A 26493-nucleotide genomic window follows, 5' to 3' on the forward strand; every position below is an offset into this window, starting at 1 on the left:
GCCGGCCCACTGGGGGAGGGATTGACCATGGCGTGCAACGCCGAGTCGGGGGCGCTGCGGGAGCTGACGGTGGTGCTGGCGGTCGCGGGGGCGGGGCTGGCGCTGGCCACGGCCGCGGCGTTCTCGCCGTGGCATCCCACCCGCGGCGGCCGGACACCGGCGGGGGTGGTGGGGCTGCACATTCCGGGGGGAACGGGCAGCGACCTCACCGCCTCCGTCAGCCAGGTGACCGACGAGTCCGCCGGCTGAGCCCGCACCGCCCGGCCGCCGGACCGGGTCGGTCCGGCCGGTCAGGGGCCGCCGACCGGATCACCGACGGGCCGCGCCCCCACGGCGTCCGGCCTGTCCCGGCTCGGCCTGTCGTCCCGGCCCTCCCAGGCGAGCAGGTCGGCCAGGGTGGTCCGGTCCACCACCAGGGCGATGGCCCCGTCCACCGCCAGCCACACGTCGCGCAGCCCGGTGGCCACCCCGTGGTAGCCGGCGTGCCCGGCCGGCAGGCCGCGTACCGAGGTGAGCGACCCGCCGACCGCGCGGAGCACGTTCCCCACGCTGATCTCGGTGGCCGGGCGGGCCAGGGCGTAGCCGCCCTCGGTGCCCCGGTGGCTGTACAGCAGCCCGGCCCGGCGCAGGTCGAGCAGGATGCCCTGGAGGAAGCTCAGCGGGATGGCCTGGCTCTCGGCCAGGGCCGCCGCCTTGACCAGCTCGCCGCCCGGCTCGGGGGAGACGCCCGGGTCGTCGGCCCGCCGGTCGCCGCCGGTCGAGGCGGCGGCGACGGCGAGCATGGCCCGGAGCGCGTAGTCGCTGCGCGCGGAGACGTACACGTCACTGCCCGGCCTGGTCCAGCACGCCCCAGCGGCGGCGGATCGCCCGGTCCGCCGCCCCGAACGCGGCGTCGACGACCAGGCCGACGACCAGGATGACGATCATCGTGGAGAGCAGCCAGGGTGCGTCGGACAGCTCCCGCGAGTAGGTGAGCTGCGCGCCCAGCGAGGTCTGCGAGATGCCCACCACGATCAGCTCGCCAGCCATCAGGCTGCGCCAGGAGAAGGCCCAGCCCTGCTTCAGCCCGGCGACGATGGCGGGCAGGGCGGCCGGGGCGATCACGTACCGGTAGAGGTTCAGCCCCCGGGCGCCGAGGTTGCGCCCGGCCCGCAGCAGCAGCGGCGAGACGTAGTCCACGCCGCTGATCACCCCGTTGGCGATGGACGGCGCCGCACCGAGCACCACGACGAAGAAGATGGCCTTCTCGCTCAGCTCGAACAGCAGGATCGCCAGCGGGAACCAGGCGATCGACGGCATGGTCTGCAACGCGGTGATCATCGAGCCGATGGCCGCCCGCAGCACCCGGGACCGGGCCACGGCGAGCCCCAGCAGCAGGCCGACGCCGACGGAGAAGACGTAGCCGAGGGCCGCGCGGCGCAGGGTGGTGGCCATCCCCTCCCAGAGCTGTGGCCCGCTGGCCTGGCGGAGCAGCTCCTGGCCGACGGTGGCCGGCCCGGGCAGCGAGTACGGCGGCCAGATCTCGGCCCACACCACGGCCTGCCAGGCGCCGATGGCGATGGCGAGCGCCGCCAGCTTCGGCCAGGTGGACGCCCAGATCGTCGCGGCCCGGGTCGTCGTCTTCTGCCGGCCGGCGATCTCCAGCGCGTCGAGTCCGGAGATCTCCGCGTCGGCGCGCGGGGCGTCGGCGAGCGTGTCACTGGCCATGGCGGCCCACCTCCGTACGGAGCTTGTCGGTGACCTCGGCGGCGATGGACGCGATCTCCGGGGAGTCGATGCGTCGCGGCCGGGGCACGTCGACCCGGGTGGAGTAGATGATCCGGCCGGGCCGGCTGGAGAGCAGGATGATCCGGTCGGCGAGCCGCGCGGCCTCCCGGACGTTGTGGGTCACGAAGAGCACGGTGAGCTTCCGCTCGGTCCAGATCCGCTCCAGCTCGTCGTGCAGGATGTCCCGGGTCATCGCGTCGAGCGCGCCGAACGGCTCGTCCATCAGCAGCACCGGCGTGTCCAGCGCGAGGGTGCGGGCCAGCGCGACCCGCTGCCGCATGCCGCCGGACAGCTCGTGCGGGCGCTTGCGGGCGAAGTCGGCCAGGTGCACCGTGCGCAGCAGCTCGGCGACCCGCTCCCGGCGCGCCGCCCGGGGCATGCCGCGCAACTTCAGCGGCACCTCCACGTTGCCCTCGACGGTGAGCCACGGGAACAGGGCGGACTCCTGGAACATCAGCCCCGGGTCGACCCCGTCGCCGAGCTCGATCCGCCCGCCGCTGATCCGGTCCAGGCCGGCGACCAGGTTGAGCAGGGTGCTCTTGCCGCAGCCGGAGGCGCCGACGAGGCAGACGAACTCGCCGGGCGCGACGTCGAGGGAGACCCCGTCCAGGGCGAGGACGGCGCCCTCGCCCTGCCCGTACACCTTGGTGACGCCGTGCAGCGCGACCGAGCCGGTCGCGCTGTGTGGCGTCGTCGTGGTCGATGTCATGGTTGGGTGACCTCGGGCTTGCCCTGGGCCTTGAGCACCTCGTTGAGGTACTTCAGGTCGTAGAGGCCGTCCAGGTTGACCGGCTGGGTCAGCCCGACGGCGACCGCGTGGTCCAGGCCGGTCCTCAGCGACGAGGCGATCGGGTCGTTGGTGAACTCCAACGTCGGCCACGCCTGCTTGATCAGCTTCACGTCCAGCGGCTTGCCGGTGATCTTGCCGATGTGGTCGGAGATGGCCTGTTGCGACTCGTCGGGCTTGGCGTTGACGAACTCGTTCGCCGCGACCTGCCCCTCGACCAGCTTCTTCACCACGTCGGGGTGGGCCTTGAGGAACTTGGTGGAGACGATCAGGTTGGTGATCACGAACTTCTTGTCCGGCCACAGGTCACGCTCGTCGAGCAGCACCTTGCCGCCGGCGTTGACCAGCCGGGAGACGAACGGCTCGGGCACCCACGCGCCGTCGATCGCCCCGCTGTTGAACGTCTCCACGGTCTGGGCGTTCTCCTGCGGGACCACCTTGACGTCGCCGCCGCCCTCCTTGGTGGCGGTCAGGCCCTTCTCCTTGAGCCAGTAGCGCAGCGCCACGTCCTGGGTGTTGCCGAGCTGCGGGGTGGCGATCTTCTTGCCGCGCAGCTGCTCGACCGCGGTGATCTCGGGCTTGACCACGAGCGCGACGCCGCCGGACGCGGCGCCCGAGATGACCCGGACCGCCTCGCCCCTGGACTTGGAGAAGGCGTTCACCGTCGGGTTCGGCCCGATGTACGTCGCGTCGAGCGCGCCGGAGAAGACCGCCTCGATCGCCGCCGGGCCGGCGTTGAAGGTCTTGGTGTCCAGCTTGACGTCGCCGCCGAGCTTACCGGCGAAGATGCCCTTCTCGACCCCGACCACGGCGGGCGCGTGGGTGATGTTGGGGAAGTAGCCCAGCCGCAGCGTCACCGGGCCGGAGTCGCCCGTGGCCGCGCCGTCGTCCTCGCCACACGCGGCGGTGACGCCCAGGGTCGCCGTGCCCACCACGGCGAGCGTTGCCAGGGAGACCAACCGACGGAAGGGGAGCCGTCTCATCGTCTGTCCAATCCGAAGTATTCCTACTTAGTAGGTAGGAAGACTGGGGCAGTGTTCGAGCGTCGTCAAGAGTCGTCCACATCGCGGGAACGGCGGCCTCGAATATTCCCTGTTTTCCTACCTTCTTGATAGGTTCTCCGGCGTCCCTCGGCCGGGCGGCGGAGGGCGGCGGAGAGGCGGCCGGCATGACCTTCCACTGGTTCCTTCCCACCTCCGGCGACGGGCACCAGGTCGGCGCCGCCACCGTCGCGGCCGGCGCGGCGCGGCACGACCGGGCCGCCACTGTCGGCTATCTGACCGAGGTCGCCCGGGCCGCCGAGGCGGCCGGCTTCGCCGCACTGCTCACCCCGGTCGGCTCGGGCTGCCCCGACCCGTGGATCGTCTGCGCGGCCGTCGCCCAGCACACCGACCGGATCGGCATGCTGGTCGCCGTGCGGGCCGGGTTCGCGCTGCCCACCCTGATCGCGCAGCAGGCCGAGGCGTTCCAGTCGGTCTCCGGCGGGCGGCTCGCGCTCAACGTCGTCACCGGCGGCGACCCGGCCGAGCAGCGGGCGTACGGCGACTTCCTGGACCACGACGCCCGCTACGCACGGACCGGCGAGTTCGTCGAGGTGCTCCGCCGGGCCTGGTGCGGGGGCCCGTTCGACTTCACCGGCGAGCACTACCAGGTCACCGGCGGCGGGCTGGCCGCCCCGCTCGCCGCCCCGCCCCCGGTCTACTTCGGCGGCGCGTCGCCGGCCGCCGAGGCGGTGGCCGCCCGGCAGGCCGACACCTACCTGATGTGGGGCGAGCCGCCGGCCGCGACCGCCGCCCGGGCGGCCCGCGTCCGCGCCCTGGCCGCCGAGCGGGGCCGCACCCTGCGCACCGGGCTCCGGCTGCACGTCATCGCCCGGCCGACCGCGGCGCGGGCATGGGCGGAGGCGGACCGGCTCCTGGCCGGGATGAGCCCGGAGCGGATCGCCGCCGCCCAGGCGCGCTACCGCCGGATGGACTCGGTCGGCCAGGCCCGGATGGCCGCCCTGCACGGCGGGTCCACCGACGGGCTCACCGTCGCCCCGAACCTCTGGGCCGGGGTCGGCCTGGTCCGCGAGGGCGCCGGCACCGCGCTGGTCGGCAGCTACGCCGAGGTCGCGGCCCGGATCGACGAGTACGCCGGGCACGGGGTCGACGAGTTCGTCCTGTCCGGCTGGCCGCACCGGGAGGAGGCCGAGCGGGTCGGCGCGGAGGTGCTGCCCCGGGTGACCGCGCCCCTCGCCGTGGCCCCGGCCCCGGTGGGCTGAGCCGGCCTGCGGGAGGTCGCCGTTGCCGGGAGCGCCGACGCGCTAGGGTCGATCCCGTGGCGGCGCGGAGATCCAGAATTCCAGCGACGAAGTACCCGGTCGAGCGGTTCACCCTCGACAACGGCCTGCGGGTGGTGCTCACCCCCGACCGCAGCGCCCCGGTGATCGGGGTGGCGGTGGTCTACGACGTCGGCATCCGGTCCGAGCCCGAGGGGCGCAGCGGCTTCGCCCACCTCTTCGAGCACCTGATGTTCCAGGGCTCGGAGAACCTGGAGAAGCTGGCCCACTTCCGGCACGTGCAGGGCGCGGGCGGCACCTTCAACGGCTCCACCCACCACGACTACACCGACTACTACGAGACCCTGCCGAGCAACGCCCTGGAGCGGGCGCTGTTCCTGGAGGCCGACCGGATGCGCGGCCCCCGGCTGACCGAGGAGAACCTGCGCAACCAGGTCGACGTGGTCAAGGAGGAGATCCGGGTCAACGTGCTCAACCGCCCGTACGGCGGTTTCCCCTGGCTGACCCTGCCGCCGGTCATGTTCGACACCTTCCCGAACGCGCACGACGGCTACGGCTCCTTCGACGACCTGGAGTCGGCCACCGTCGCCGACGCGGCGGACTTCTTCCGCCGCTACTACGCCAGCGGCAACGCCGTGCTCGCGGTCAGCGGTGACGTCGACGTGGCCGAGGCCACCGCGCTGGTCGAGCGGCACTTCGGCGACGTGCCGGCCCGCCCCGCCCCACAGCGTCCCGACTTCGCCGAGCCGGACCTGACCGCCGAGCGCCGCTCGTCGTACACCGACGCGCTGGCCCCGCTGCCCGCGGTGGCCGCCGCCTGGCGGGTGCCCGACCCGATCACCGACTTCGCCGGCTACCTGCCGTACGTGGTGCTCGCCGAGGTGCTCACCGACGGCGACGCCTCCCGGCTGGTCGAGCGGTTGGTCCAGCGGGACCGCGCGGTGACCAGCCTCGGCGGGTACGTCGGCTTCATGGGCGACCCGTTCGACGTACGCGACCCGACGGCACTGCTGCTCCAGGCGCACCTGCCGCCCGGCGGCGACGTGGACAAGGTGCTGCGTACTGTCGACGAGGAACTGGACCGGCTGGCCACCGACGGTCCCACCGACGGCGAGCTGGCCCGCACCCAGGCCCGGATGGCCACCCACCTGCTGCGCGACACCGACGCGGTGCTCGGCCGGGCGCTGCGGATGGCGGTGCTGGAGCAGCAGCGCGGCGAGCCGGGCCTGCTCAACGAGCTGCCCAGACTGGTCGGCGAGGTCACCGACGAGCAGGTCCGCGCCGCCGCCGCCACCCTGCGGCCGGAGCGCCGCGCGTCCATCGAGGTCATCGCGGGAGGTGCCAGGTGAGCGCGAGGAGTGAGCGGGGTTTGCGAGCCTCGCAGTCGCGAACGGTGGTGGCGTGGTGAGCGCGAGGAGTGAGCGGGGTTTGCGAGCCTCGCAGTCGCGAACGAAGGAGGGACAGGTGACGGCAACCGTGGGGACGGGCACCCGGGTTCTGCCGCCGCTCGGCCCGAACCGCAGGTTCAAGGTGCCGAAGCAGGCCGAGCGCAGGCTCGGCAACGGGCTCACCGTCATCGCGGTGCGCCGGCCGGCTGTCCCCCTGGTCGAGCTGCGGCTGTGGATGCCGACCGGCCGGACCCACCTGGCCCGGGGCACGATGCTCGCGCAGACCATGCTCTCCGGCACGGCGTCGATGACCAGCGTGCAGATCGCCGCCGAACTCCAGGCGGTCGGCGGCGGGCTCTCCGCCGGCATCGATCCGGACCGGCTGATGCTCTCCGGCGCCGGCCTGGTCACCGGGCTGGACCGGATGCTGGAGATCCTCGCCGACGTGCTGACCGGCGCGACGTACCCGGGCGAGGAGGTCGGCACCGAGCGGGACCGGCTGGTCGACCGGATCCAGGTGGCCCAGAGCCAGCCCGCCCACCTGGCCCGCACCGCCCTGCTCCGGCGGATCTACGGCAAGCACCCGTACGCCGTGCAGACCCCCGACCCGGCGCAGGTGCACGCGGTCCGGCCGGCGGCGCTGCGCCGGCTGCACGCCGAGCGGGTGCACCCGGCCGACGCGGTGCTGGTGCTGGTCGGCGACGTGCAGCCGGAGCGGGCGCTGGACGCCGCCGAGAAGGCCCTGTCGGGCTGGAGCGGCGCCGGGCACGACGACGAGCTACCGCCCGCCCCGCCGCTGGAGCCCGGCGCGCTGCTGCTGGTCGACCGGCCCGGCTCGGTGCAGTCCTCGCTGCGCATCGCCCTGCCGGCGGTGCCCCGCACCCACCCCGACCACGCCGCGCTGCAACTGGCGAACCTGCTCTTCGGCGGGTACTTCTCCTCCCGCTGGGTGGAGAACATCCGCGAGGACAAGGGCTACACGTACGGCCCGCACTCGCTGGTCGAGCACTCGGTGGCCGGGTCGGTGCTGATCGCCGCCGCCGAGGTGGCCACCGAGGTCACCGCGCCTGCGCTGCTGGAGACGACGTACGAGCTGGGCCGGCTGGCCACGCTGCCGCCGAAGCCGGACGAGCTGGAGCAGGCCCGCCAGTACGCCCTCGGCACCCTCCAGCTCGGCATGTCCACCCAGGCCGGGCTGGCGTCGCTGACCAGCGCGTTCGCGGGCAACGGGCTGCGCCTGGACTTCCTCGCCGAGCACGCCGCCCGGCTGGCGAAGGCCACCGTCGCCGAGGTGGCCGAGGCGGCCCGGCGCTACCTGGCCCCGGCGCGGGCGGTCACCGTGGTGCTCGGCGACGCCGAACGGATCGTCCCCGCCCTGTCCGCGCTCGCCCCGGTGCACACCGAGCCGGCCCGGCCGTGACCGCCGGGCGGGGGCCGGTGCGGGGCGCCGGCCCGAGCGGGGAGACCGCCCCGCCGCTGGCCCGGTCCACCCTGGACCGGGCCGCGCATCGGCGCGCCGACCCGGCATGGCTGGCCGAGGCATGGGAGCGGGCCCGGGTGCTGGTGCTCGACTCGGGCAGCGACGGGCGGACCCTGGTCCGGGCCGACGCCTCCCCGCCCGAGCTGGTGCTGCTCGGCTCCGGTGCGCTGCCCGAGGTGCCCCGCTCGGTCCCGATGTTCCTGGGCGTCGAGCCGGACGGCGTGCCGGTGTTCGCCGTGGACAGCCCGCTGCCCGAGCTGCCGGGCACCCGGGCGGCGCACCTGCGCGACATCGGCCACCTGCTGCTCGACCGGGACGCCGGCATCTTCACCACCGCGCTGGCGCTGACCAACTGGCACGTCCGGCACGGCTACTCCTCGGTCACCGGCCGCCCCACCCGGGTGGACGAGGCCGGCTGGTCCCGGATCGAGCCGGACGGTGACCGGGTCTGGCCGCGCACCGACCCGGCGATGATCGTGCTGGTGCACGACGGGGTGGACGGGATCGAGGGGCGCTGCCTGCTCGGCAGCAACGCCGCCTGGGCGGGGATCCCGGGCGGGCGCCGGTACTCCTGCCTCGCCGGGTACGTCGAGCCGGGCGAGTCGGCCGAGGCCGCCGTGCTGCGCGAGGTCGGCGAGGAGGTCGGCGTCGCGGTCGAGGAGATCGTGTACGCGGGCAGCCAGTCCTGGCCGTTCCCCGGCTCGCTGATGCTCGGCTTCCTCGCCCTGGCCGACCCGGAGCACCCCGTGCACCTGGACCCGGCCGAGATCACGCACGCCCGCTGGTTCACCCGGCGGGAGATCGGCGCGGCGCTGGCCGGGCGGCCGGTGGCGGTGGGCGACGGGGACCGGCTGGTGCTGCCCCCGCCGTCGTCGATCGCGCTCTTCCTGATCCACCGCTGGCTCGACGGCCACTGCTGACCCGCCCGGCCGCCGGCGCGCTCGCCCGCCTGCACGGCGGCCCGCTCCGGGCCGTGGACACGGTCCCGGCCCGTGGCCGCCGTTGCCGCGACGGTCCCGGGCCGGGAACACGGGCCGCCCTGGTCGGGTGAGGCGAGGAACACGGCGGGGGAGCCGGTCCGACCACGACGGACGCCGGGTGGGTCAGCCGCCGGAGTCGAAGCGGCGGCGGTGCGGAGCGGGGTCGTCGAGGGGGAGCACCTTGACCCGTTGCTTGCCGGAGCGGACCGCGCCCACCGTCGACAGGGCCCGGGCCAGCAGCAGGGCGGCGTCCCGGTCCTCGGCGTGCACCACCTGGCGGCGCGGCTCCGGGCTGGCCGTCTCGTCCCGGACCCGACCCCCGCCGGCCCAGGCCGCGGCGATGTCGATGTCGGCGGCGGAGCGGATGTCGGTGCGAACGATCAGGAACCGCATGGGTTTACTCCGGGATGCGACCGTGACGGACGGTACTCCGTGGAAGTTCCACGTCACTCTTCCGACATGTTACGCCCGGGCGGCGTCCCAGCAAGTGAAACTCGCCGATCGGTCCGCAGGGTCGCCTGATCGGATGAACCCTGGTCAGCGGGGTGGCGCGCCGGGAACGCGGCGGGGCCGCCGGCACACCGCCGACGGCCCCGCCCGGTCACCGGATCAGGTCAGATCGAACTGACCGTCCTTCGTCCCGGCGATGAACCCCCGCCAGCCGGCGCGGTCGAACAGCAGCACCGGGCCGCCCCGGTCCTTGCTGTCGCGCAGGGCCACCGCGGCCGGGCCCACGCGCAGCGGGGCCACCTCGACGCAGTTGGACGTCTGGCTGCGGGTGCTGGTCCGCCACGGGGCGTCGGCCAGCTGCCGGACGAGTGCGAGCGGCATGTTGCGGATGTCGTTCATGGTCTGCTCCTGACTGGAACTGCTCCGACGGGACGAGTGGCGCCGCACGCCCGGACGGGGCGGATCCCGCGGTGGATCACCGCTCCGTCAGGCGTCCGGAGTGTCGGCGGCGTTGGGTCGGCGCCGTTGCCGACCCGTGGCCCGCCGCGGACGGGCCTCCCCCGTCGGCCAGCCGCCCCGAAGCCTCGAAGAGCCAGGTGATGGTGTCCGATTCGGAGAGCGCCGCCGAGCGCAACCACTCGAAGACCACTTTATAGCGATTTAGGGCGTTTGCCTCGGTTGACATGACGTTGGTGAAGCCGCCTTCGATGGCCAGCGTCTCCGGGTCGAGCGGGTCGGCGAACAGGTAGATCGAGAACGCGGTCGGCGGGAGGTACCAGTCGCCGATCGGGGTGTCCCGCGGCAGCACGTGCAGGGTGACGTGCGGCAGCATGGCCAGCTCGCAGAGCTGCCGGAGCTGCTCCCGCAGCACGTCCGGCGGGCCGGCCCGCCGGCCCAGCGCGGCCTCCTCCAGCACCGCCGTGTAGCGCGGCGTGTCGGTGCGGTCCAGCAGTGACTGGCGGGCCAGCCGGGCGGCCACCTCGGTCTCCGGCGCCTCGCCGGGCTCCGGGTCCCCGGCGCCGGACTCGACCTGCTGGGCCGAGACGATCCGCAGCCGGGCGTACCCCTGGGTCTGCAACAGCCCCGGGACCAGCACGGGGTTGTACTCCCGGATCTCGGCGCAGCCGGCCTCCAGCTCGGCGAAGGTGCGCTGTTGCGGGGTCATCACCGGGTACTTCTTCAGCCAGCCCCGCATGTCGCCGGCCTCCCGGGCGATGCCCAGCAGCTCCGCCCGCGACTCGCCGTCGGCGCCGTAGAGGTCCAGCAGGGTGCGGACGTCGTCGGGGTCGGGACGGCTGCGGCCGTTCTCCAGCCGGGACAGTTTGGACGCGGAGGCCCAGCCAATCCGCGCGATGACCTGGTCCCCGGTGAGACCGGCGGTCTCGCGCAGTCGGCGCAGCTCATTGCCCAACCTGCGGCGACGCATGATCGGGCTGGGTCCGGCAGGAGGCACGGTGTCCTCTTCTCCGTCGACCGCCGCGGACGCGACGGTAACTGTATGAAATTCGCCCCCCACGGTCAGTATGGACGGCGCGACCGACGTCGGGCGTCCCGACGGGGGCGTGTCTCGCGGAAAAGAGGACCGCGGACAGGACACGGGCGATCCCGACGTCGCCGACCCCGTGGCCCCGGCCACCCTCCGGAGAGGAAACCCGATGCGCACCGTCCTGCGCCGCCCCGAGTTCCGCCTGCTGTTCGGCGCGTTGCTGGCCAGCATGGCCGCCGAGTCGATCCTGCTGCTCGCCCTCGCCATCTGGGTGAAGGACCTGACCGGCTCCGACGGGCTGGCCGGGGCGACGATCTTCGCGATCATCGCGCCGATGGTGCTCGCGCCGTTGGTCGGCTGGGCGGTCGACCGGTACCCCCGGCGGCCCTTCTTCATCGCCGCGAACCTCGCCACCGCCATCCTGCTCACCCCGCTGTTCACCGTCTCCGACAGCGCGGACGTCCGGGTCATCTACGTGGTGGCGGCCCTATACGGGCTGTCGTACCTGACGTTGAGCGCGCTGCTCAGCGGGCTGATCCGGCAACTGGTCCCGGTCGAGCTGCTGGCCGACGCCAACGGCGTGCTGCAGACCGTGCGGCAGGGGCTGCGGCTGATCGGCCCGCTCGCCGGGGCCGCGCTCTACGCCGCCGTCGGCGGCTGGCTGCTGACCGCGCTGGCGATGACCGGCTTCGTCGTGGCCGCCGCCGTGGTCGCCCTGCTCCGGGTGCCCGAGACGCCGTCGGCCGGCGGCACCCTGCGGTGGTCGGCCGAGCTGGGGGCCGGGCTGCGCCACCTGGCCGGCGAGCCGGCGCTGCGCCGGGCGCTGCTCGGCTACGGCCTCGGCTCGCTGGTGATGGGCTTCACCGAGTCACTGATCTTCGCGTACGTCGACGACGGGCTGCGCCGCGACGCCGCCTTCGTCGGCGTGCTGGTCACCGTGCAGGGCGTCGGCGGGCTGGTCGGTGGCCTGTTCTCCGCCGCCGTGGTGCGCCGCGCGGGCGAGGTGGGAGCGTTGGCCACCGGGGTCACCCTGTTCGGCCCGGCCGCGTTCGCCCTGGCGTACCCGAACCTGGCGTTGGGCTGCGCGGCGCTGCTGCTGGCCGGGGCCGCGCTCCCGCTGATCACGGTGGGGCTGAACACGCTCATCCAGCGGCGTACCCCGGCGGGCCTGCTCGGCCGGGTTACGGCGGCGTCGGAGGCCCTGGTCAGCGGACCCCAGGCGGTCTCCATCGGCGCAGGCGCGCTGCTCGTCGGCGTGTTCGACTACCGGCTGCTGTTCGCCCTGGTCGGCCTGACCACCACGGCCGCCGGCATCTTCCTGTGGCGGGGCCGCCAACTCTCCACCCCCACCCCGATGGTCCGCATCCCACTCCAACGCCGCCCGCCCGCCCCGACCACCCCCGCCCCCCGCCCCACCCCCTGACCCCCACCCCGCAAATACACGGAAAGAGTGGCCACTCCAGGTGGAGTGGCCACTCTTTCCGTGAAAGTGCACGCGCCCGGAGGGCGCGGCGTGAGGGTCAGCCGGACAGGGCGGCGAGGTGTTGTTTGACCTGGGTGATGGACGGGTTGGTGAGGGCGCTGCCGTCGGCGAAGCGCAGCGTCGGCACGGTCTGGTTGCCGCCGTTGACCTGCATCACGAACTCGGCCGCCTTCGTGTCCTGCTCGATGTCGACCACCTGGTACGCGATGCCCTCCCGGTCGAGCTGCGACCTGAGCCGGTGACAGTAGCCGCACCACGGGGTCGAGTACATCGTCAACATGATCGGGGTCCTCCAAGGTCCGTTCCGCCCGTCCGGTCAGGCCAGGCTAACCGCTGCAACATCAGCGGGAGCTGAGATGATTCCTCGCTGTGGGGGTTCACTCAGCGTCGGAACGGGTGCTCGCCGGGCTGGACCCGGAGCAGCGCGCCGCGGTGACCGCCCCCGCCGGTCCGGTCTGCATCCTGGCCGGGGCCGGCACCGGCAAGACCCGGGCGGTCACCTCGCGCATCGCCCACCGGGCGCTGACCGGCGAGGTGTCCCCCCGGCACGTGCTCGCGGTCACCTTCACCGCCCGCGCCGCCGCCGAGATGCGGGCCCGGCTCACCGCCCTCGGGGCGCAGGGCGTGCAGGCGCGTACCTTCCACGCCGCCGCGCTTCGCCAGGTGCGCTACTTCGCCCCCCGGCTGCTGGCGGGCCGGGCGATGCCCGAGCTGCTGGACAGCAAGGCCCGGGTGGTCACGCTCGCCGCCGCCCGGGTCGGCCTGCGGGCCGACCGGGCCGCCGCCCGGGACCTGGCCGGCGAGATCGAGTGGGCCAAGTCGTCCCTGGTCGAGCCGGGGGAGTACGTCGTCGCGGCGGCCAAGGCGCTGCGCGACACGCCGCACGAGCCGGCGAAGGTGGCCGAGGTGTTCGTCGCGTACGAGAGGCTCAAGCGGGCCAACGGGGTGATCGACTTCGAGGACATGCTGCGCGCCGCCGTCTGGGGCATCGAGGAGCACCCGGACGTCGCCGAGCAGGTCCGCACCCAGTACCGGCATTTCGTGGTCGACGAGTACCAGGACGTCAACCCGTTGCAGCAGCGGCTGCTGGAGGCGTGGCTGGGCGGCCGGGACGACCTGACCGTGGTCGGCGACGCCAGTCAGACGATCTACTCGTTCACCGGGGCCACCTCGGCGTACCTGGTCGACTTCCCGTGCCGGCACCGGGGCGCCACCGTCGTCCGGCTGGTCCGGGACTACCGCTCCACCCCGCAGGTGGTCGGGCTGGCCAACGCCGTCATCTCCCAGGCCCGGGGCACCGAGGCCCGGCTGCGGCTGGAGCTGCGCGGGCAGCGCCCGACCGGCCCCGAACCGGAGCTGCGGATCTTCACCGACGAGCCGGCCGAGGCCGCCGCGGTGGCGACGCGCTGCCGGGCCCTGGTCGACGCCGGCACCCCGGCCCGGGAGATCGCCGTGCTGTTCCGCACCAACGCCCAGTCCGAGGCGTACGAGAAGGCGCTCACCGAGGCCGAGGTGCCGTACGTGGTGCAGGGCGCCGAGCGGTTCTTCGAGCGGGCCGAGGTGCGCCAGGCGATGGTGGCGCTGCGGGCCGCCACCCGCTCGATCCCCGGCGAGACCCCGCTGCGGGCCGCCGTGGTGGAGGGCCTGTCGGCGGTCGGCTGGGCCCCGGACGCCGCCCCGGCCGGCGGCGCGGCCCGGGAGCGGTGGGAGGCGCTGGCTGCCCTGGTCCAGCTCGCCGAGGAGTACGCGGCCAGCCCGCCGGTGCTGCCGATCGGCGAGGCCGCCGCCGTGGAGCGCCCGGTGACGCTGGCCGACTTCAACGACGAACTGGCCCGCCGGGCCGCCCAGCAGCACGTGCCGACCGTGGAGGGGGTGACCCTGGCGTCCCTGCACTCGGCCAAGGGCCTGGAGTGGGACGCCGTCTTCCTGGTCGGGCTCTCCGAGGGAACCCTGCCCACCACGTACGCCCGCACCGCAGAGCAGGTCGAGGAGGAGCGCCGGCTGCTCTACGTCGGGATCACCCGGGCCCGCGAGTGGCTCTGGCTGTCGTACGCGGTGGCCCGCTCGCCCGGCGGGCGGGCCCGGCGGCCGTCGCGGTTCCTGCCGCAGCTCGACCGCTCCGGCGGCGGGACCGAGCGGGCCGGGGCGGGCGCGGCGACCAAGCGGGTGGAGCGTCGTCGCCCCCAGGTGGTCTCCTGCCGGATCTGCGGCGCGACCCTGCTCGCCGGCCCGGACCGCAAGCTCGGCCGCTGCCCGACCTGCCCGTCCGACATCGACCAGGACCTGTACGAGCGGCTGCACGACTGGCGGGCCCGGATGGCCGGATCGCAGAAGGTCCCGGCGTACGTGGTGTTCACCGACGCCACCCTCGTCGCGCTGGCGGAGCGGCGACCGGGCCGGCCCGAGGAGTTGATCGCGATCGCCGGCATCGGCCCCCGCAAACTCGGCCTGTACGGCGAGCCGGTGCTGGCCCTGGTGGGGGGCGCGGCGGTGGACGACGTCTGCCCTGAGAAAACTTTCGAAATCGAGCCGTAAAATCGTTTGCCCTCGCCCCCGGGCGAGGAATAGCCTCAGGACGCACCTCGCGAGCAGCGCCATTCCGGCTGCTCACGGGGCTGGAGACCAGTCGACTTCGAGGAAACGTCAGGGAGGTGTCACCAATGGAGATCTTCTTCACCTATGAGCGCCCGGCGGCGATGCCCGCTGTCGTCGCTCCGCTGTCGGCTGTCCGGGTGGCCCTCGCCGCGCGACCGTCGTCTCCGCAGGTGCACCAGGTCCGGGTTCAGGCCGAGCTGAATCTGACCGTCGCGCCGCTGACTGGAGTCGAGGGGACCAGTGGCTTCACGGGCATGGACATCGCTGGCGCCAAGAAGCGCACGGATGTTCGCGGCGTTCCACCTCGAGGTAGACCGGTCTGATCACCAGACCAACCGGCTCTCCTCGAGGCCGCGGAACCCGCTACCGGGATCCGCGGCCTCAGTTTTTTGCCCGCCCGTAGTACGTCGGAAGTCTGATCCACCAGATCGAAGTGAGAGAGAGGTGACCGGGAGATGAGTCTGGCGTTGGCCCCCATCGACGTGAGCGTCGAGCTGGAGGCGAACCTGCCCTGCCGGAAGTTCGACCCCGACCTGTGGTTCTCCGACTCACCCACCGAGCTTGAGCTGGCCAAGTCGCTCTGCGGGGACTGCCCGCTGCGCGTCGAGTGCCTCGCCGGGGCGGTGGAGCGGGCCGAGCCCTGGGGCGTCTGGGGTGGCGAGATCTTCGAGCGTGGCGCGGTCGTTCCGCGTAAGCGGCCCCGGGGCCGCCCGCGCAAGGAGGACGTCGCCCGTGACGCCGTGCTGAAGGTCGAGGCCGAGGCGCGCCTGGCGGCCACCGGGCTGTCCTCGTCGCGTAACACCGTCCGGCTTGCTGCCTGACACACCCGATCCGCACCATGCCCCGCCGGTGCCACACCGGCTACGAGAGAGCTGAGACACATGCTGCACCTGCCGAACGGAACCATCGAGATGCAACTACTCCACGAAGCGTTGTCCCGGGCCCGAATGCCCCGGCCTCAGGCCGGTCGTACCACCACGAGCACTGAGGCAACCCGATCCGCCCGTACCGTCGTGATGAGCAGCCGCAGCCAGTCGGCTCGCGACCTGGGCGTTCTGTAAGCGAACACGAAACACGCGGGGGCGTGTCGGCCGGTCGGCCGACACGCCCCCGCGTCGTAGACCGGTCCCGGCCCGCCGGTTCGCGCCGCCGGTCCCGGCCGCCCGGGATCAGCGGCCGGGTCAGGCCACCGGGGCGAAGCCCGGCAGCCAGCGCTCCAGGATCGACCGGTACGGCGCCTTGGCCTCAAGCTGGCAGAGCACCCCGATCGAGCCGAGCGTCACCCGGTGGATCAGCAGGTACGACGGGGGCAGGTTGAGCTGCCGGCTGAGCTGGTACGCCGGGGAGCGGGGGCTGGCCAGCCGGGTCGCCTCGGCCCGCAGCCAGGCCCGGGTGAACCGGAACTCCTCCTCCGCGACCGGGGCCAGCATGGGCCGGATGAAGTCCAGCACGGCCTGGGCGTCGATCGGCTCGGTCGGGCTGACGAAGCCCTCCTCCCGCAGGCCCTTGACCACGGCGTCCGCCTCGCCGCGTAGCACCAGCCCGGCGAGCCGGCCGATCGGCTCGGGGGTGCCCTCCGGCATCCGGGCCACCGCGCCGAAGTCGATCACGCCGAGCCGGCCGTCGGGCAGCAGCCGGAAGTTGCCCGGGTGCGGGTCGGCGTGCAGCAGACCGGCCCGGGCCGGCGCGGACAGGTGCAGGATCGCCATCAGCCGGCCGGCCTCGTCGCGCTGCTCCTCCGTGCCCGCCCGGATGATCTCGGCCAGCGGGATGCCCTCGATCCACTCGGTGACCAGGACCCGGGGGGTGGCCGCGAGCACCGCCGGGATGAAGATCTCCCTGTCGTCCGCGTACGCGGAGGCGAAGGCGCGCTGCGACTCGGCCTCCAGCTCGTAGTCCAGTTCCTCGGTGATCCGCTCGCGCAGCTCGACAAGCAGCGGCTTCACGTCCAGCCCCGGCTGAATCGCCCGGAACATCCCGCCGAGGCGGGAGAGCTGCTTGAGGTCGGCGAGCAGCGCGTCGCCGGCCCCCGGGTACTGGATCTTGACGGCCGCGTCGCGGGGCGCCCCGCCGGCCGGGTCCCGCCAGACGGCCCGGTGCACCTGCCCGATGCTGGCCGCGGCGGCCGGGGTGTCGTCGAACTCGTCGAAGTGCTCCCGCCAGGCCGGGCCGAGCTGCTCGGCGAGCACCTTGTGCACGGTGGCCGCGGGCAGCGGCGGCGCGGCCTCCTGGAGCTTGGTGAGGGCCTGCCGGTAGGGGGCCGCCACCTCCTCGGGCAGGGCCGCCTCGAACACCGACAGCGCCTGGCCGAACTTCATCGCCCCGCCCTTGAGCTGTCCGAGGACGCTGAACAGCTGCTCGGCCGTGCGCTGCTGGATCTCGGCGGAGATCACGTCGGAGGCCAGCCCGGTGACGCGCTTACCCATGCCGAGGACGGTCCGGCCGGCGAAGCCGAGCGGCAGAGCGGCGAGTTTGGCGGTCCGGGACACGGCCCGGCGCGGGATGTCGGTCACTCGGCCATTGTTACCGACTCGGCGGCCCCGCGGCTGCTCCGTGGCCGGGCTGGGCCGCTCACCTCCCGGATCGGGGTGCCACGCGCCCGCCGGCCGGCCCCGCCGGACCGCCACGGCCGGCACCGACCCGTCCACCGGCACCGACCTGTCCGCCGGTACCGACCTGTCCGCCGGCTCCGCCGGAACCGTCGCGGTCGGTCAGCGACCCCGCCCGGCGCAGCGGCAGGACGGGTGGGGCGGCCAGGTACGCCGGCGCAGCCGGCCGGGGCCGGTCACCTCCACGGCGCAGCCCAGGGTCTCCGGCGCGCCGCCGTCGAGGTGGGCCAGCGCCTCGGCGACGGCGTACCCGACCGCGGTGAGCAGGGTGGCCGTGCCGCAGGACTGGTCCGGCGCGTCGGCGGCGAGCTGGGCCGCCAGCGCCGGCCACCCCGGGTCCCGCTCGGTGCGGTACAGGTCGACGCAGCGCAGGCAGGGCCCGGCGGGCGGGCGGACGAGCGGGCCGACCGTCGGCACCCCCTCGCGCAGGGTGAGCAGCAGGTGCGGCTGGCGACGCTGGGCGAACCCGGCCGCGAGCAGGGCGGCCGGCCGGTCGACGCCGAGCTGGAGCACGAGGTCGGGCCGGCTGCGGTGCAGCGGGCGGGTGGCGGTGCCGGGGGCGGCCCGGTCCACCGCGGCGCGTACCGCCGGGGCCAGCGGGTGCCCCAGGTCGGCGGCGGCCAGCCCGGTGCCGACCAGGTCGGCCGGGCGTACCGACCCGACCAGGTCCGGATGCACGTGTCCCACCCCGGCCTGGGCGAGCGCGACGGCGACGGGAGCGCCCAGCCGGCCGCCACCGGTCACCAGCACCCGCGCCGTCCGGCGCCGCCGCAGCACCTGGGCCGGCGTGCCGGGCAGGGCGGGCGCGGCCAGGGCCAGCGCCCCGGCCTCGGCGGCGAGGCGGTGCCGGGCCGGGCCGGCGAGGTCGCGGGGGAGCAGCGTGTGCGCGGGTACGACCAGCCCGGCGTCGCGCAGCGCGTCGAGCAGCCCGCGCGCCTCGTCCGGCGGCACGTCGACCTCGGCGGCGTGCGCGAGGACGAGCCGTTCGCTGCGGGTGCCGTCGATCAGGTCGAGTACCCGGACGGCGCGGGGGTTGGCCACCTCGACGAGGACGGCGCGGTCCGATCCCAGCCCGAGCTGGAGGGTGTGCCGGTCCCGCCACAGGCGGGTCAGGCCGGGCAGCAGGACGGGCCGGGGCAGCGTGGGACGGCTCATGACGACGAATCGTGACCGAGTCCCTGCTGTCCGTCGATCGTTGTCCACAGATGTGCACCGCCCTGCCCAGGGCTGTCCACAGGACTGGCCGGGTTATCCACAACCGGCCGGTAATCGTGTCGGTCAGCCGACACCACGGCTGGCAGCGGAAACGCGACGGGGGAGGGCGGCCACGGCCGCCCTCCCCCGTACCGGACCCGTACGGGTCAGACCTTCGCTTTGCCCAGGATGCGGTTCACTGTTGTGCCGCACACCGGACACTTGCCCTTGGCCATGTTCATCCCGGTCTTCGAGACCTCGACGTGCCCCTCGAAGTCCCGCTTCTCCTTGCACTTGACGCAGTAACCGTTGTAGGTCTGGGCCTGGTCGGCCACGGGTGCCCTCCTCGTCTCGTCCGCCGGTCAATCCGGTTCCGGCGGTTGCCCGGCGGCGGGCCACGCGGGGCGCCGGCGCTGGGTCTTTTCTCCGCGGCCACCCTCGTGACCGCTGGTCCGCGGACCCTACCCAGGTCTGGGCGGTTCCATGTCAGCCGTGCTTCGACACTGTGAGCAAGTCGACGTCGAGAGTGTGCATGCCGAATTAGGTCGGATAAGTCAGTTTGGCGGGGACACGCCGGGTGAAACCACCCAGATGCCCCGCGAGGTGGCCCCCGGGAGGCGGTCGGGGCGGTGATCACCTACGGTGGGGGCGAGCCGGTGGGCCGCCCGGCGCGGGGCCCTTGACCCGTCACGGAGCGTCTTCGTGACGGTCCGCAAGGATTTTTTTCGGGACCCCTGGTCACCAACCATGACTTTCCGGGCGCGTGTCGTGGTGTTGACTCTTGCGGACCCCTGGTCAGTACCCATTAGCTTTCCTTCGTGACAGCAAATCGAGGCTGCGCGGCCCACTGATGGCGGGGGCGCGGAAGCCGGTCGTCGAGGTACGGCGCAGCCAGCGCCGGCGACGTACGGTGTCCGCCTACCGCGACGGTGAACGCGTCGTGGTGCTCATCCCCGACCAGTTCTCCCGGGCCGAGGAGACCGAGTGGGTCGACCGGATGCTGGCCCGGCTGGAGGCCCGGGAGGGGCGCCTCGCCCGCTCCGACGACGAGCTGTTCAACCGCGCCACCCGGTTGCGCAGCCTCTACTTCGCCGAGTACGGCGACCGGGCGGTGCCGTCGAGCGTGCGTTGGGTGACCAACCAGAACGGTCGCTGGGGCTCCTGCACCCCGGCCGACCGGACCATCCGCATCTCGCACCGGATCCAGGACATGCCCGACTGGGTGATCGACTACGTCCTGTTGCACGAGCTGGCCCACCTCATCGTGCCCAGCCACAACGCCCGGTTCTGGGCCCTGGTCGGGCGCTATCCCAAGGCCGAGCGGGCCCGGGGGTACCTGGAGGGCGTCGCCGCCGCCTCCGGCGGCCCGTTGACCGACTGAGCACCGGCGTCGCCCGGGCGCTCGGAACCGGACGGTCCCCTTGATCGACTCGATGTCACCGACATCGGGGCCATCGGGTGCCCGGAGGGTGCGATGTCAGTGACGTTGTGCCGGCCCCACCCGGTGCGGGCGCGCGGTGGTGCGGCCGACGGCCTAGGGTCGGTGCGTGGCCCGACGTGTGGTGGTGGCGTTGCTCGGACCGGTGGCGTGGGCGCCTCCGGGGATCGACCCGGTGGCCTGGCGGGCCGCGCTGGCCGAGGACGTGGTGGACCTGCTCGCCACGCTCCAGGAGGTGGAGACCGCGATCGCGGCCACCCCACAGGACCGGTCGTTGGCCGAGGCCGTCGTCTGGCCAGGGATGGCCGTGCACGAGGTGCCCGAGGCCACCGGCACCGCCGTCCTGGCCGCGCTGACCGGGTACGACCAGGCGGCCGTCGTGGCCGCCGACGCCCCGGACCTGCCCGGCCTGACCGTCGGCAAGCTGCTCCGCCCACTGACCACCCGGCCGGTGGCGGTGGCCCCCGCCGAGGGACCGGGCCCCGGCCTGCTCGGCGTCGCGTCCCGGCTGCCCGTGCCGGGATGGCTGCCGGAGATCGACCTGGACGTCGCGCTCCCCGCGGACGTGCGGCGGGCCGCCCCGCAACCCGGTGACGTGGCCGTCACCGCCGCCTGGCGACGGATGCGCGGCCCCGCCGACCTGGCCGCCCTCGACCCCGCCGTCGAGGGCTGGGAGGCGACCCGCGCCCTGCTCTCCGGGCACCGCTGACGCCAGCCGCCGACCCGCTCTCCGGGCACCCCGCTGACGCCAGCCGCCGACCCGCGCGGGGCGGCTCCGGCTGGCCGAGGCTTGTGCGCCGGGTGACCGGCCAGCCGCCGACCCGCGCCGGGTGGCTGCCGTCGCCGACCAGCCCCGCGCGGCCCCGCGACCGGGCCGGGGTTCGGCCCGTCCGCAGCGGCTGGCGCGAACCAGCCCCCGCCCGGCTGGCGCGCAGCAGGCCGAGGGCCACCGACGCGGCTGCGTCAACGGCCCCCGGGTGCGCTCGCGGCGGTCAGGACTCCTCGGCGTCGTCCCCGGTGCCCTCGGGACGCGGACGGGGGGAGCCCGGGGCCTGCTCCGCCGGCCCGCCCGGCGCGCTGAAGTCGAAGTTGGCCAGCTCGTCGTCGAGGTCGAGCCGGGCCGTGGCGAACGCCACCGGGTCGGCGAAGTCGTCGTCGGAGGGGAGCAGGTCGGGGTGTCCCCAGACGGCGTCCCGGCCGGAGATGCCCCGGTGCTCGGTCAGCGCCGCCCACAGGGCCGCCGCCTCGCGCAGCCGGCGCGGGCGCAGCTCCAGCCCGACCAGCGCCGCGAACGTCTGCTCGGCCGGCCCGCCGGCCGCCCGCCGCCGACGGAACGCCTCGCCGAGCCGGACGACGTTGGGCAGCCGCTCGCCGGCGGCGTCGTCGACCACGTGGCAGACCCAGCCCTCCACCAGGGCGAGCGCGGTCTCCAGCCGGGCCAGGGACGCCTTCTGCGCCGGGGTGTCCTCCGGGGTGAAGATGCCCTCCAGGGCGATCGCCTGCATGGACTCCGGGTCGGTCGGGTCGACCCGGCCCATGGCCTCCTCGATCGCCTCCCGGTTGACCCGGATGCCCGAGGCGTACGTCTCGACGGCGTTGAGCACGTGCCCGCGCAGCCACGGCACGTGCTCGAAGAGCCGCTGGTGGGCCGCCTCGCGCAGGGCGACGTAGAGGCGCACCTCGTCCTCGGGCAGCTCCAGGCCCTGCCCGTACGCCCGGATGTTGGCCGGGATCAGCGCGGCGGTGCCGGCCGGGCCGAGCGGGAGCCCGATGTCGCCGGCGGAGAGCACCTCCGCGGCCAGCGAGCCGAGGGCCTGCCCGAGCTGCCCGCCGAACAGCGCGCCGCCGAGGGTGGCCATCATCGACTGCATGGGGCCGAGCTGGGCCCGCGCCTCCGGCGGCACCAGGTCGCCCATCGCGCCGACCATCCGGCTGGCCACCGGGTCGCAGAGCTTGCGCCAGACGTCCAGGGTCTTGTAGATCCACTCGTTGCGGTTCCACGCCAGCGAGCTGCGGATCCCCGTCGGCCAGGCGGTGACCGGCTCCAGCCAGAGGTCGGCGAGGCGCAGCGCCTCCTCCACCGCGTGCCGCTCGTGCGGCGACACCGCCGGGTCGCCCGCGGCGGCGAGCTGGCTGGCGGCCACCTGCCGGGCCAGGTCCCAGTTGACCGGCCCGCTGCCCGGCGCGGAGAGCAGGTGCTGCAACTGCGACATGAACTGCTGCATCTGCGCGGGATCGTTGGGGTCTGGTGGTTGCCCACCCGGGAGCGCGAAACCGAACGGAATATCAGGCACGACGTCTACGGTACGCGGGCAGCGCCCCAGGTCGCCGGCACCGGCGTTGCGCTGAGGGCGAAGTCGCCCGTCACCGTCCGGGTCCCCGCCGGACCTGTCGGTACGCTCTGCGCCATGAGACGTCGCGGCGTGACCGTCCTCCTGGGTGCCCTGCTCACCACCCTGCTGAGCTTCGGTGTGCTCAACGCGCCCATCCCGTACGTGGTGCTCGGCCCCGGGCCGACGGTGAACACGCTGGGCACCTCGGACGGCAAGGAGGTCATCCAGGTGTCCGGGCGCGCGACGTCCACCTCCGCCGGCCAGCTCCGGCTGACCACGGTCGGGGTGCAGCCCACCGTCCGGCTGCGCTCGGCGCTGGCCGGCTGGTTCTCCTCCGACGAGGCGGTGGTGCCGCGCGAGCTGGTCTACCCGCCGGGGGAGAGCCAGCAGGAGGTGGAGCAGCGCAACGAGGAGGACTTCCGCAACTCCCAGACCAGTGCCGAGACGGCGGCCCTGCGGGAGCTGGGTTTCCCGGTCCAGGTGCAGGTCAAGACCGTTGCGGCGGACGGTCCGTCGGCCGGGGCGCTGAAGGTTGGCGACGTCGTCACCGCCGTCGACGGCACGCCGGTCACCAGCGCCGGCCGGCTCACCGAGCTGATCCGGGCCAAGCCGGCGGGCACCGCGCTGACCATCGGGTACACCCGCGACGGTGCCGCCGCCACGGCGCAGGTCACCAGCCGGGAGCAGGACGGCCGGCCGCGGATCGGGGTCGAGATCGACCAGCAGCAGCCGCACCCGTTCACCCTCTCCATCGACCTGGGCGACATCGGCGGCCCGAGCGCCGGCCTGATGTTCGCCCTCGGGATCGTGGACAAGCTGGAGCCGGCCGACCTCACCGGCGGGAAGATCATCGCCGGCACCGGCACGATCGACGACGAGGGCCGGGTCGGCCCGATCGGCGGGATCGCCCAGAAGCTGGTCGGCGCGAAGCAGGCCGGGGCCAAGGTGTTCCTGGTGCCGGAGGCCAACTGCGCCGAGGCGGTCCGCAACCCGCAACCCGGCCTCCCGCTGCTCAGGGTGGGCACCCTGGACGACGCGCTGACGGCCCTGGCGGCGCTGCGCGAGGGCCGGGAGCCGACCCGCTGCTGATCGCGCGCGGCCCCCGGCGTGACCGTGGGCCGACGCTTTCAGGAACACCCCGTACTCTGGGTGCCTGGTCGGAGCCGATCACATCGAGCGTGCGGAGCCAACAGTGGTCATGCGTAGCAGCCCCCTGCCGAGGATGAGCCGGCGCGGACGCGTCACGATCGGGGTGCTGATCGGGGTGTTCGTGCTCTTCACCCTGCTGGGCTGGGGTGTGCAGGCCTGGACCGACTGGCTCTGGTTCGACGAGGTCCGGTACACCCAGGTGTTCACCGGGGTGCTCGCCACCCGGGTGCTGCTCTTCCTCATCGTCGGCCTCGCCATGGCGGTGATCGTCGGCGGCAACCTGTGGCTGGCCCACCGGCTGCGGCCCCGGCTGCGACCGCACTCGCTGGAGCAGGCCACCCTGGAGCGGTACCGGATGGTGCTCGGACCCCGGCTCGGCCTGTGGATCAGCCTGGTCGCCGTCGTGGTCGGGCTCTTCGCGGGGCTGTCGGCGCAGAGCCGGTGGAGCCAGTGGCTGCTGTTCCGCAACGGCGGTGACTTCGGCGTCGAGGACCCGGAGTTCGGTGTCGACATCGGCTTCTACGTCTTCCAGCTGCCGTTCTGGCGCTTCGTGCTCGGCCTCGGCTTCACCGCCGTCGTGCTCGCCCTGCTCGGCGCGCTGGCCGTGCACTACATCTTCGGCGGCGTGCGGCTACAGGGCGTCGGGGACCGGATGACCAACGCCGCGCGGGCCCACCTGAGCACGCTCGTCGCGGTCTTCGTCCTGCTCAAGGCCGTCGCGTACGTGCTGGACCGGCGCTCCATGCTGCTGGAGTACAACGAGGGGGCGAAGCTCTACGGCGCCGGGTACGCCGACATCAACGCGCTGCTGCCGGCCAAGGAGATCCTCGCCTACATCTCGGTCGTGGTGGCCATCGCGATCATCGTGTTCTCCAACGCGGTGATGCGGAACCTGGTCTGGCCGGGCATCTCGCTGGCCCTGCTCGGCGTCTCCGCGGTCGCCATCGGCGGCATCTACCCCTGGGCGGTGCAGACCTTCGAGGTCAAGCCGAGCGCCAAGGACAAGGAGGCCCCGTACATCGAGCGCAGCATCGGGGCCACCCGGGCGGCGTTCGGGCTGGCCGACACGAAGACCTCGCCGTACGCGGCGAACAACCTCGTCCCGCCGGCGAGCCTGGGCACCGACACCTCCGTGGTGTCGAACGTGCGGCTGCTCGACCCGCAGCTCGTCTCCGAGACGTACACCCAGCTCCAGCAGGTCCGGGGCTTCTACGACTTCGGCCCCAAGCTGGACATCGACCGGTACGCCGTGGGCGGCAACACCTCCGACTACGTGGTCGGGGTCCGGGAGGTCAACTACAACGAGCTGACCGACCAGCAGAACACCTGGATCAACCGGCACACCGTCTACACCCACGGCTACGGCCTGGTCGCCGCGCCGGCCAACCAGGTGGTCTGCGGCGGGCAGCCGTACTTCGTCTCGGGCTTCCTCGGCGAGAAGACCCAGGAGGCGTGCTCCTCGCAGACCGAGCAGATCCCGGCCAGCCAGCCGCGCATCTACTACGGCGAGCGGATGGGCCCGGACGACTACGCGATCGTCGGGCAGGCGAACCCGGAGCGGAACGCGGAGTTCGACCGGCCGACCCAGACCGGCGGCGAACAGTACTACACCTACACCGGTGAGGGTGGCGTCGAGATCGGCTCGTTCACTCGCCGGCTGCTGTACGCGATCAAGCAGCAGGAGTCGAACTTCCTGCTCTCCGAGGCGGTCAACGAGAACTCGAAGCTGCTCTACGTGCGCAACCCCCGGGACCGGGTGGAGAAGGTCGCGCCGTTCCTCACCCTCGACGGCGACCCGTACCCGGCGGTGGTCGGTGGTCGGGTGCAGTGGATCGTCGACGGCTACACGACGGCCGCGACCTACCCGTACGCCGAGCGGGTCAACCTCCAGGCCGAGACGACCGACGAGCTGACCGGACGGGGCACGTTCCAGCTCGCCCGGGAGAACGTCAACTACATCCGCAACTCCGTCAAGGCCACGGTCGACGCGTACGACGGCACGGTCCGGCTGTACGAGTTCGACCAGAGCGACCCGGTGCTGAAGGCGTGGAACAAGGCGTTCGGCGGGGACCTGGTGCTGCCGAACGACAAGATCCCGGCCGAGCTGCGGGAGCACTTCCGCTACCCGGCCGACCTGTTCAAGGTGCAGCGCAACCTGCTGACCAAGTTCCACGTCACCGCCCCGGGCGACTTCTATTCGGCGCAGGACTTCTGGCAGGTGCCGAACGTGCCGGACAACCCGGACGGCGGGCAGAAGCAGCCGCCGTACTACCTGTGGACCCAGTTCCCCGGCCAGGAGGCGCCGCGCTTCCAGCTCACCTCGGCGGTCACCCCGAACGGCCGGCAGAACCTCGCGGCGCTGATCTCCGGCTCGTACGTGGACGGCAAGCCGAAGCTGGAGGTGCTGGAGCTGCCGGACCAGACCCGGATCTCCGGCCCGGTACAGGTGCACCAGCAGATGACCAACAACGCCAACATCCGGCAGCAGCTCAACCTGCTCTCCTCCAACCAGGCGCAGGTGCAGTACGGAAACCTGCTGTCGCTGCCCTTCGGCAACGGGATGCTCTACGTCGAGCCGGTCTACGTGAAGAGCAACCAGCAGGACGCGTATCCGCTGTTGCAGAAGGTGCTGCTGTCGTACGGCGACGGCGGTTCGTACGTGGTGCTGGCCAACAACCTCACCGACGGCATCAAGCAGCTTGTCGAGCAGGGCAAGCAGGCCGCCCAGGGCACCACCCCACCGCCGTCCGGCGAGACGCCGCCCGGCGGCGGGACCAACCCGCCGCCGCTGACCGGCGAGCTGGCCGAGGCGGCGGGCAAGGTGCAGGCGGCCATCGCCGAGGTCAAGGCCGCGCAGACGTCCGGCGACTTCGAGCGGTACGGCCGGGCGCTCAAGGCCCTGGACGACGCGATGACGGCCTTCCAGCAGGCGCAGCGGGCGGCCACGCCGGCCGCGCCGACGCCGGGCGCCTCGCCGAGCGGCAGTCCCGCCCCGTCGCCCTCGGCGTCGACGGGTGGCTGACCTGCGCGGGAGCCGCCGGGGTGGGGTCGTTTTGCGCGTGGCCCGGGCGGT

25 protein-coding genes are annotated in these 26493 nt (G+C 73.7%); 13 read left to right on the plus strand and 12 right to left on the minus strand.

Annotation, left to right across the window (positions count from 1 at the left end):
• The first annotated feature begins 27 nt into the window (after positions 1-27).
• The gene (locus C5N14_RS03055; RefSeq protein WP_117665275.1) at positions 28-249 is read left to right on the plus strand and encodes a hypothetical protein; all 222 of its coding nucleotides are present in this window, start codon (positions 28-30) and stop codon (positions 247-249) included.
• 41 nt (positions 250-290) lie between these two features.
• Here C5N14_RS03055 and C5N14_RS03060 read toward each other — a convergent pair whose 3' ends face one another.
• The 4 genes from C5N14_RS03060 to C5N14_RS03075 are packed head-to-tail and all read right to left on the minus strand — an operon-like array spanning position 291 to position 3537.
• The gene (locus C5N14_RS03060; protein ID WP_117665276.1) at positions 291-821 is read right to left on the minus strand and encodes an Rrf2 family transcriptional regulator; all 531 of its coding nucleotides are present in this window, start codon (positions 819-821) and stop codon (positions 291-293) included.
• A gap of 1 nt (position 822) precedes the next feature.
• On the minus strand, positions 823-1707 hold the full coding sequence (locus C5N14_RS03065) for an ABC transporter permease (RefSeq protein WP_117665277.1): 885 nt from the start codon (positions 1705-1707) through the stop codon (positions 823-825).
• A complete protein-coding gene (locus C5N14_RS03070) occupies positions 1697-2476 on the minus strand; it encodes an ABC transporter ATP-binding protein (RefSeq protein WP_117665278.1) in 780 nt (259 codons plus the stop codon). Before C5N14_RS03070 ends, C5N14_RS03065 begins: the two co-directional genes overlap by 11 nt.
• Complete coding sequence (locus C5N14_RS03075; RefSeq protein ID WP_117665279.1) at positions 2473-3537, minus strand: ABC transporter substrate-binding protein; 1065 nt, start codon at positions 3535-3537, stop codon at positions 2473-2475. Before C5N14_RS03075 ends, C5N14_RS03070 begins: the two co-directional genes overlap by 4 nt.
• A gap of 185 nt (positions 3538-3722) precedes the next feature.
• Between C5N14_RS03075 and C5N14_RS03080 the strand changes: the two genes are divergently transcribed.
• From C5N14_RS03080 to nudC, 4 genes are all read left to right on the plus strand, one after another.
• Positions 3723-4817, plus strand: coding sequence for an LLM class flavin-dependent oxidoreductase (locus tag C5N14_RS03080; RefSeq protein ID WP_117665280.1), 1095 nt, complete (start codon positions 3723-3725; stop codon positions 4815-4817).
• 56 nt (positions 4818-4873) lie between these two features.
• Positions 4874-6184, plus strand: a complete 1311-nt coding sequence (locus C5N14_RS03085) for a pitrilysin family protein (protein WP_117665281.1) — start codon at positions 4874-4876, stop codon at positions 6182-6184.
• Between the two features lie 115 nt (positions 6185-6299).
• Complete coding sequence (locus C5N14_RS03090; protein ID WP_117665282.1) at positions 6300-7643, plus strand: pitrilysin family protein; 1344 nt, start codon at positions 6300-6302, stop codon at positions 7641-7643.
• A complete protein-coding gene (nudC, locus tag C5N14_RS03095) occupies positions 7640-8623 on the plus strand; it encodes an NAD(+) diphosphatase (protein WP_243639096.1) in 984 nt (327 codons plus the stop codon). Before C5N14_RS03090 ends, nudC begins: the two co-directional genes overlap by 4 nt.
• Before the next feature lie 183 nt (positions 8624-8806).
• Here nudC and C5N14_RS03100 read toward each other — a convergent pair whose 3' ends face one another.
• The 3 genes from C5N14_RS03100 to C5N14_RS03110 form a co-directional block, all read right to left on the minus strand.
• Positions 8807-9076, minus strand: a complete 270-nt coding sequence (locus tag C5N14_RS03100) for a hypothetical protein (protein ID WP_117665283.1) — start codon at positions 9074-9076, stop codon at positions 8807-8809.
• 216 nt (positions 9077-9292) lie between these two features.
• Entirely contained in the window at positions 9293-9532 is a 240-nt protein-coding gene (locus tag C5N14_RS03105; protein WP_117665284.1) for a DUF397 domain-containing protein, read from the minus strand.
• 76 nt (positions 9533-9608) lie between these two features.
• Positions 9609-10586: a helix-turn-helix transcriptional regulator gene (locus C5N14_RS03110; RefSeq protein WP_117665285.1), complete on the minus strand. Its 978-nt coding sequence runs from the start codon at positions 10584-10586 to the stop codon at positions 9609-9611.
• A gap of 202 nt (positions 10587-10788) precedes the next feature.
• On the opposite strand from C5N14_RS03110, the gene C5N14_RS03115 reads away from it, so the two are divergent.
• Positions 10789-12042 carry an MFS transporter gene (locus tag C5N14_RS03115; RefSeq protein ID WP_117665286.1) on the plus strand — a complete coding sequence of 418 codons (1254 nt, stop codon included), beginning with the start codon at positions 10789-10791 and terminating at the stop codon, positions 12040-12042.
• A gap of 97 nt (positions 12043-12139) precedes the next feature.
• Here C5N14_RS03115 and C5N14_RS03120 read toward each other — a convergent pair whose 3' ends face one another.
• Entirely contained in the window at positions 12140-12382 is a 243-nt protein-coding gene (locus C5N14_RS03120) for a mycoredoxin (RefSeq protein WP_117665287.1), read from the minus strand.
• A gap of 89 nt (positions 12383-12471) precedes the next feature.
• Between C5N14_RS03120 and C5N14_RS03125 the strand changes: the two genes are divergently transcribed.
• From C5N14_RS03125 to C5N14_RS03135, 3 genes are all read left to right on the plus strand, one after another.
• A complete protein-coding gene (locus C5N14_RS03125; protein ID WP_117665288.1) occupies positions 12472-14637 on the plus strand; it encodes an ATP-dependent DNA helicase UvrD2 in 2166 nt (721 codons plus the stop codon).
• 125 nt (positions 14638-14762) lie between these two features.
• Positions 14763-15020, plus strand: a complete 258-nt coding sequence (locus C5N14_RS03130; protein WP_117665289.1) for a hypothetical protein — start codon at positions 14763-14765, stop codon at positions 15018-15020.
• Positions 15021-15152: 132 nt separating this feature from the next.
• Entirely contained in the window at positions 15153-15518 is a 366-nt protein-coding gene (locus tag C5N14_RS03135) for a WhiB family transcriptional regulator (RefSeq protein ID WP_117665290.1), read from the plus strand.
• Positions 15519-15878: 360 nt separating this feature from the next.
• Here the strand turns inward: C5N14_RS03135 and C5N14_RS03145 are convergent, their stop codons facing one another.
• From C5N14_RS03145 to C5N14_RS31960, 3 genes are all read right to left on the minus strand, one after another.
• Positions 15879-17210, minus strand: coding sequence for an AarF/ABC1/UbiB kinase family protein (locus tag C5N14_RS03145; protein WP_117665292.1), 1332 nt, complete (start codon positions 17208-17210; stop codon positions 15879-15881).
• A gap of 198 nt (positions 17211-17408) precedes the next feature.
• Positions 17409-18461: a hypothetical protein gene (locus C5N14_RS03150; protein ID WP_117665293.1), complete on the minus strand. Its 1053-nt coding sequence runs from the start codon at positions 18459-18461 to the stop codon at positions 17409-17411.
• Between the two features lie 206 nt (positions 18462-18667).
• Positions 18668-18835 carry a DUF5679 domain-containing protein gene (locus C5N14_RS31960; protein ID WP_007464795.1) on the minus strand — a complete coding sequence of 56 codons (168 nt, stop codon included), beginning with the start codon at positions 18833-18835 and terminating at the stop codon, positions 18668-18670.
• 515 nt (positions 18836-19350) lie between these two features.
• On the opposite strand from C5N14_RS31960, the gene C5N14_RS03155 reads away from it, so the two are divergent.
• Together C5N14_RS03155 and C5N14_RS03160 are read left to right on the plus strand one after the other, a co-directional pair.
• Complete coding sequence (locus C5N14_RS03155) at positions 19351-19881, plus strand: M48 family metallopeptidase (RefSeq protein WP_117665294.1); 531 nt, start codon at positions 19351-19353, stop codon at positions 19879-19881.
• 166 nt (positions 19882-20047) lie between these two features.
• Complete coding sequence (locus C5N14_RS03160) at positions 20048-20647, plus strand: hypothetical protein (RefSeq protein WP_117665295.1); 600 nt, start codon at positions 20048-20050, stop codon at positions 20645-20647.
• Between the two features lie 283 nt (positions 20648-20930).
• On the opposite strand, the gene C5N14_RS03165 is transcribed toward C5N14_RS03160, so the two are convergent.
• Positions 20931-22163: a zinc-dependent metalloprotease gene (locus C5N14_RS03165; protein ID WP_165878025.1), complete on the minus strand. Its 1233-nt coding sequence runs from the start codon at positions 22161-22163 to the stop codon at positions 20931-20933.
• Positions 22164-22346: 183 nt separating this feature from the next.
• On the opposite strand from C5N14_RS03165, the gene C5N14_RS03170 reads away from it, so the two are divergent.
• On the plus strand, positions 22347-23360 hold the full coding sequence (locus C5N14_RS03170) for a PDZ domain-containing protein (RefSeq protein ID WP_117665297.1): 1014 nt from the start codon (positions 22347-22349) through the stop codon (positions 23358-23360).
• A 103-nt stretch (positions 23361-23463) separates the two neighbouring features.
• Complete coding sequence (locus tag C5N14_RS03175; RefSeq protein WP_207892597.1) at positions 23464-26442, plus strand: UPF0182 family protein; 2979 nt, start codon at positions 23464-23466, stop codon at positions 26440-26442.
• The last annotated feature ends 51 nt before the right edge of the window (positions 26443-26493 follow it).

The organism is Micromonospora sp. MW-13 (assembly GCF_003434305.1).
Lineage (GTDB): Bacteria > Actinomycetota > Actinomycetes > Mycobacteriales > Micromonosporaceae > Micromonospora.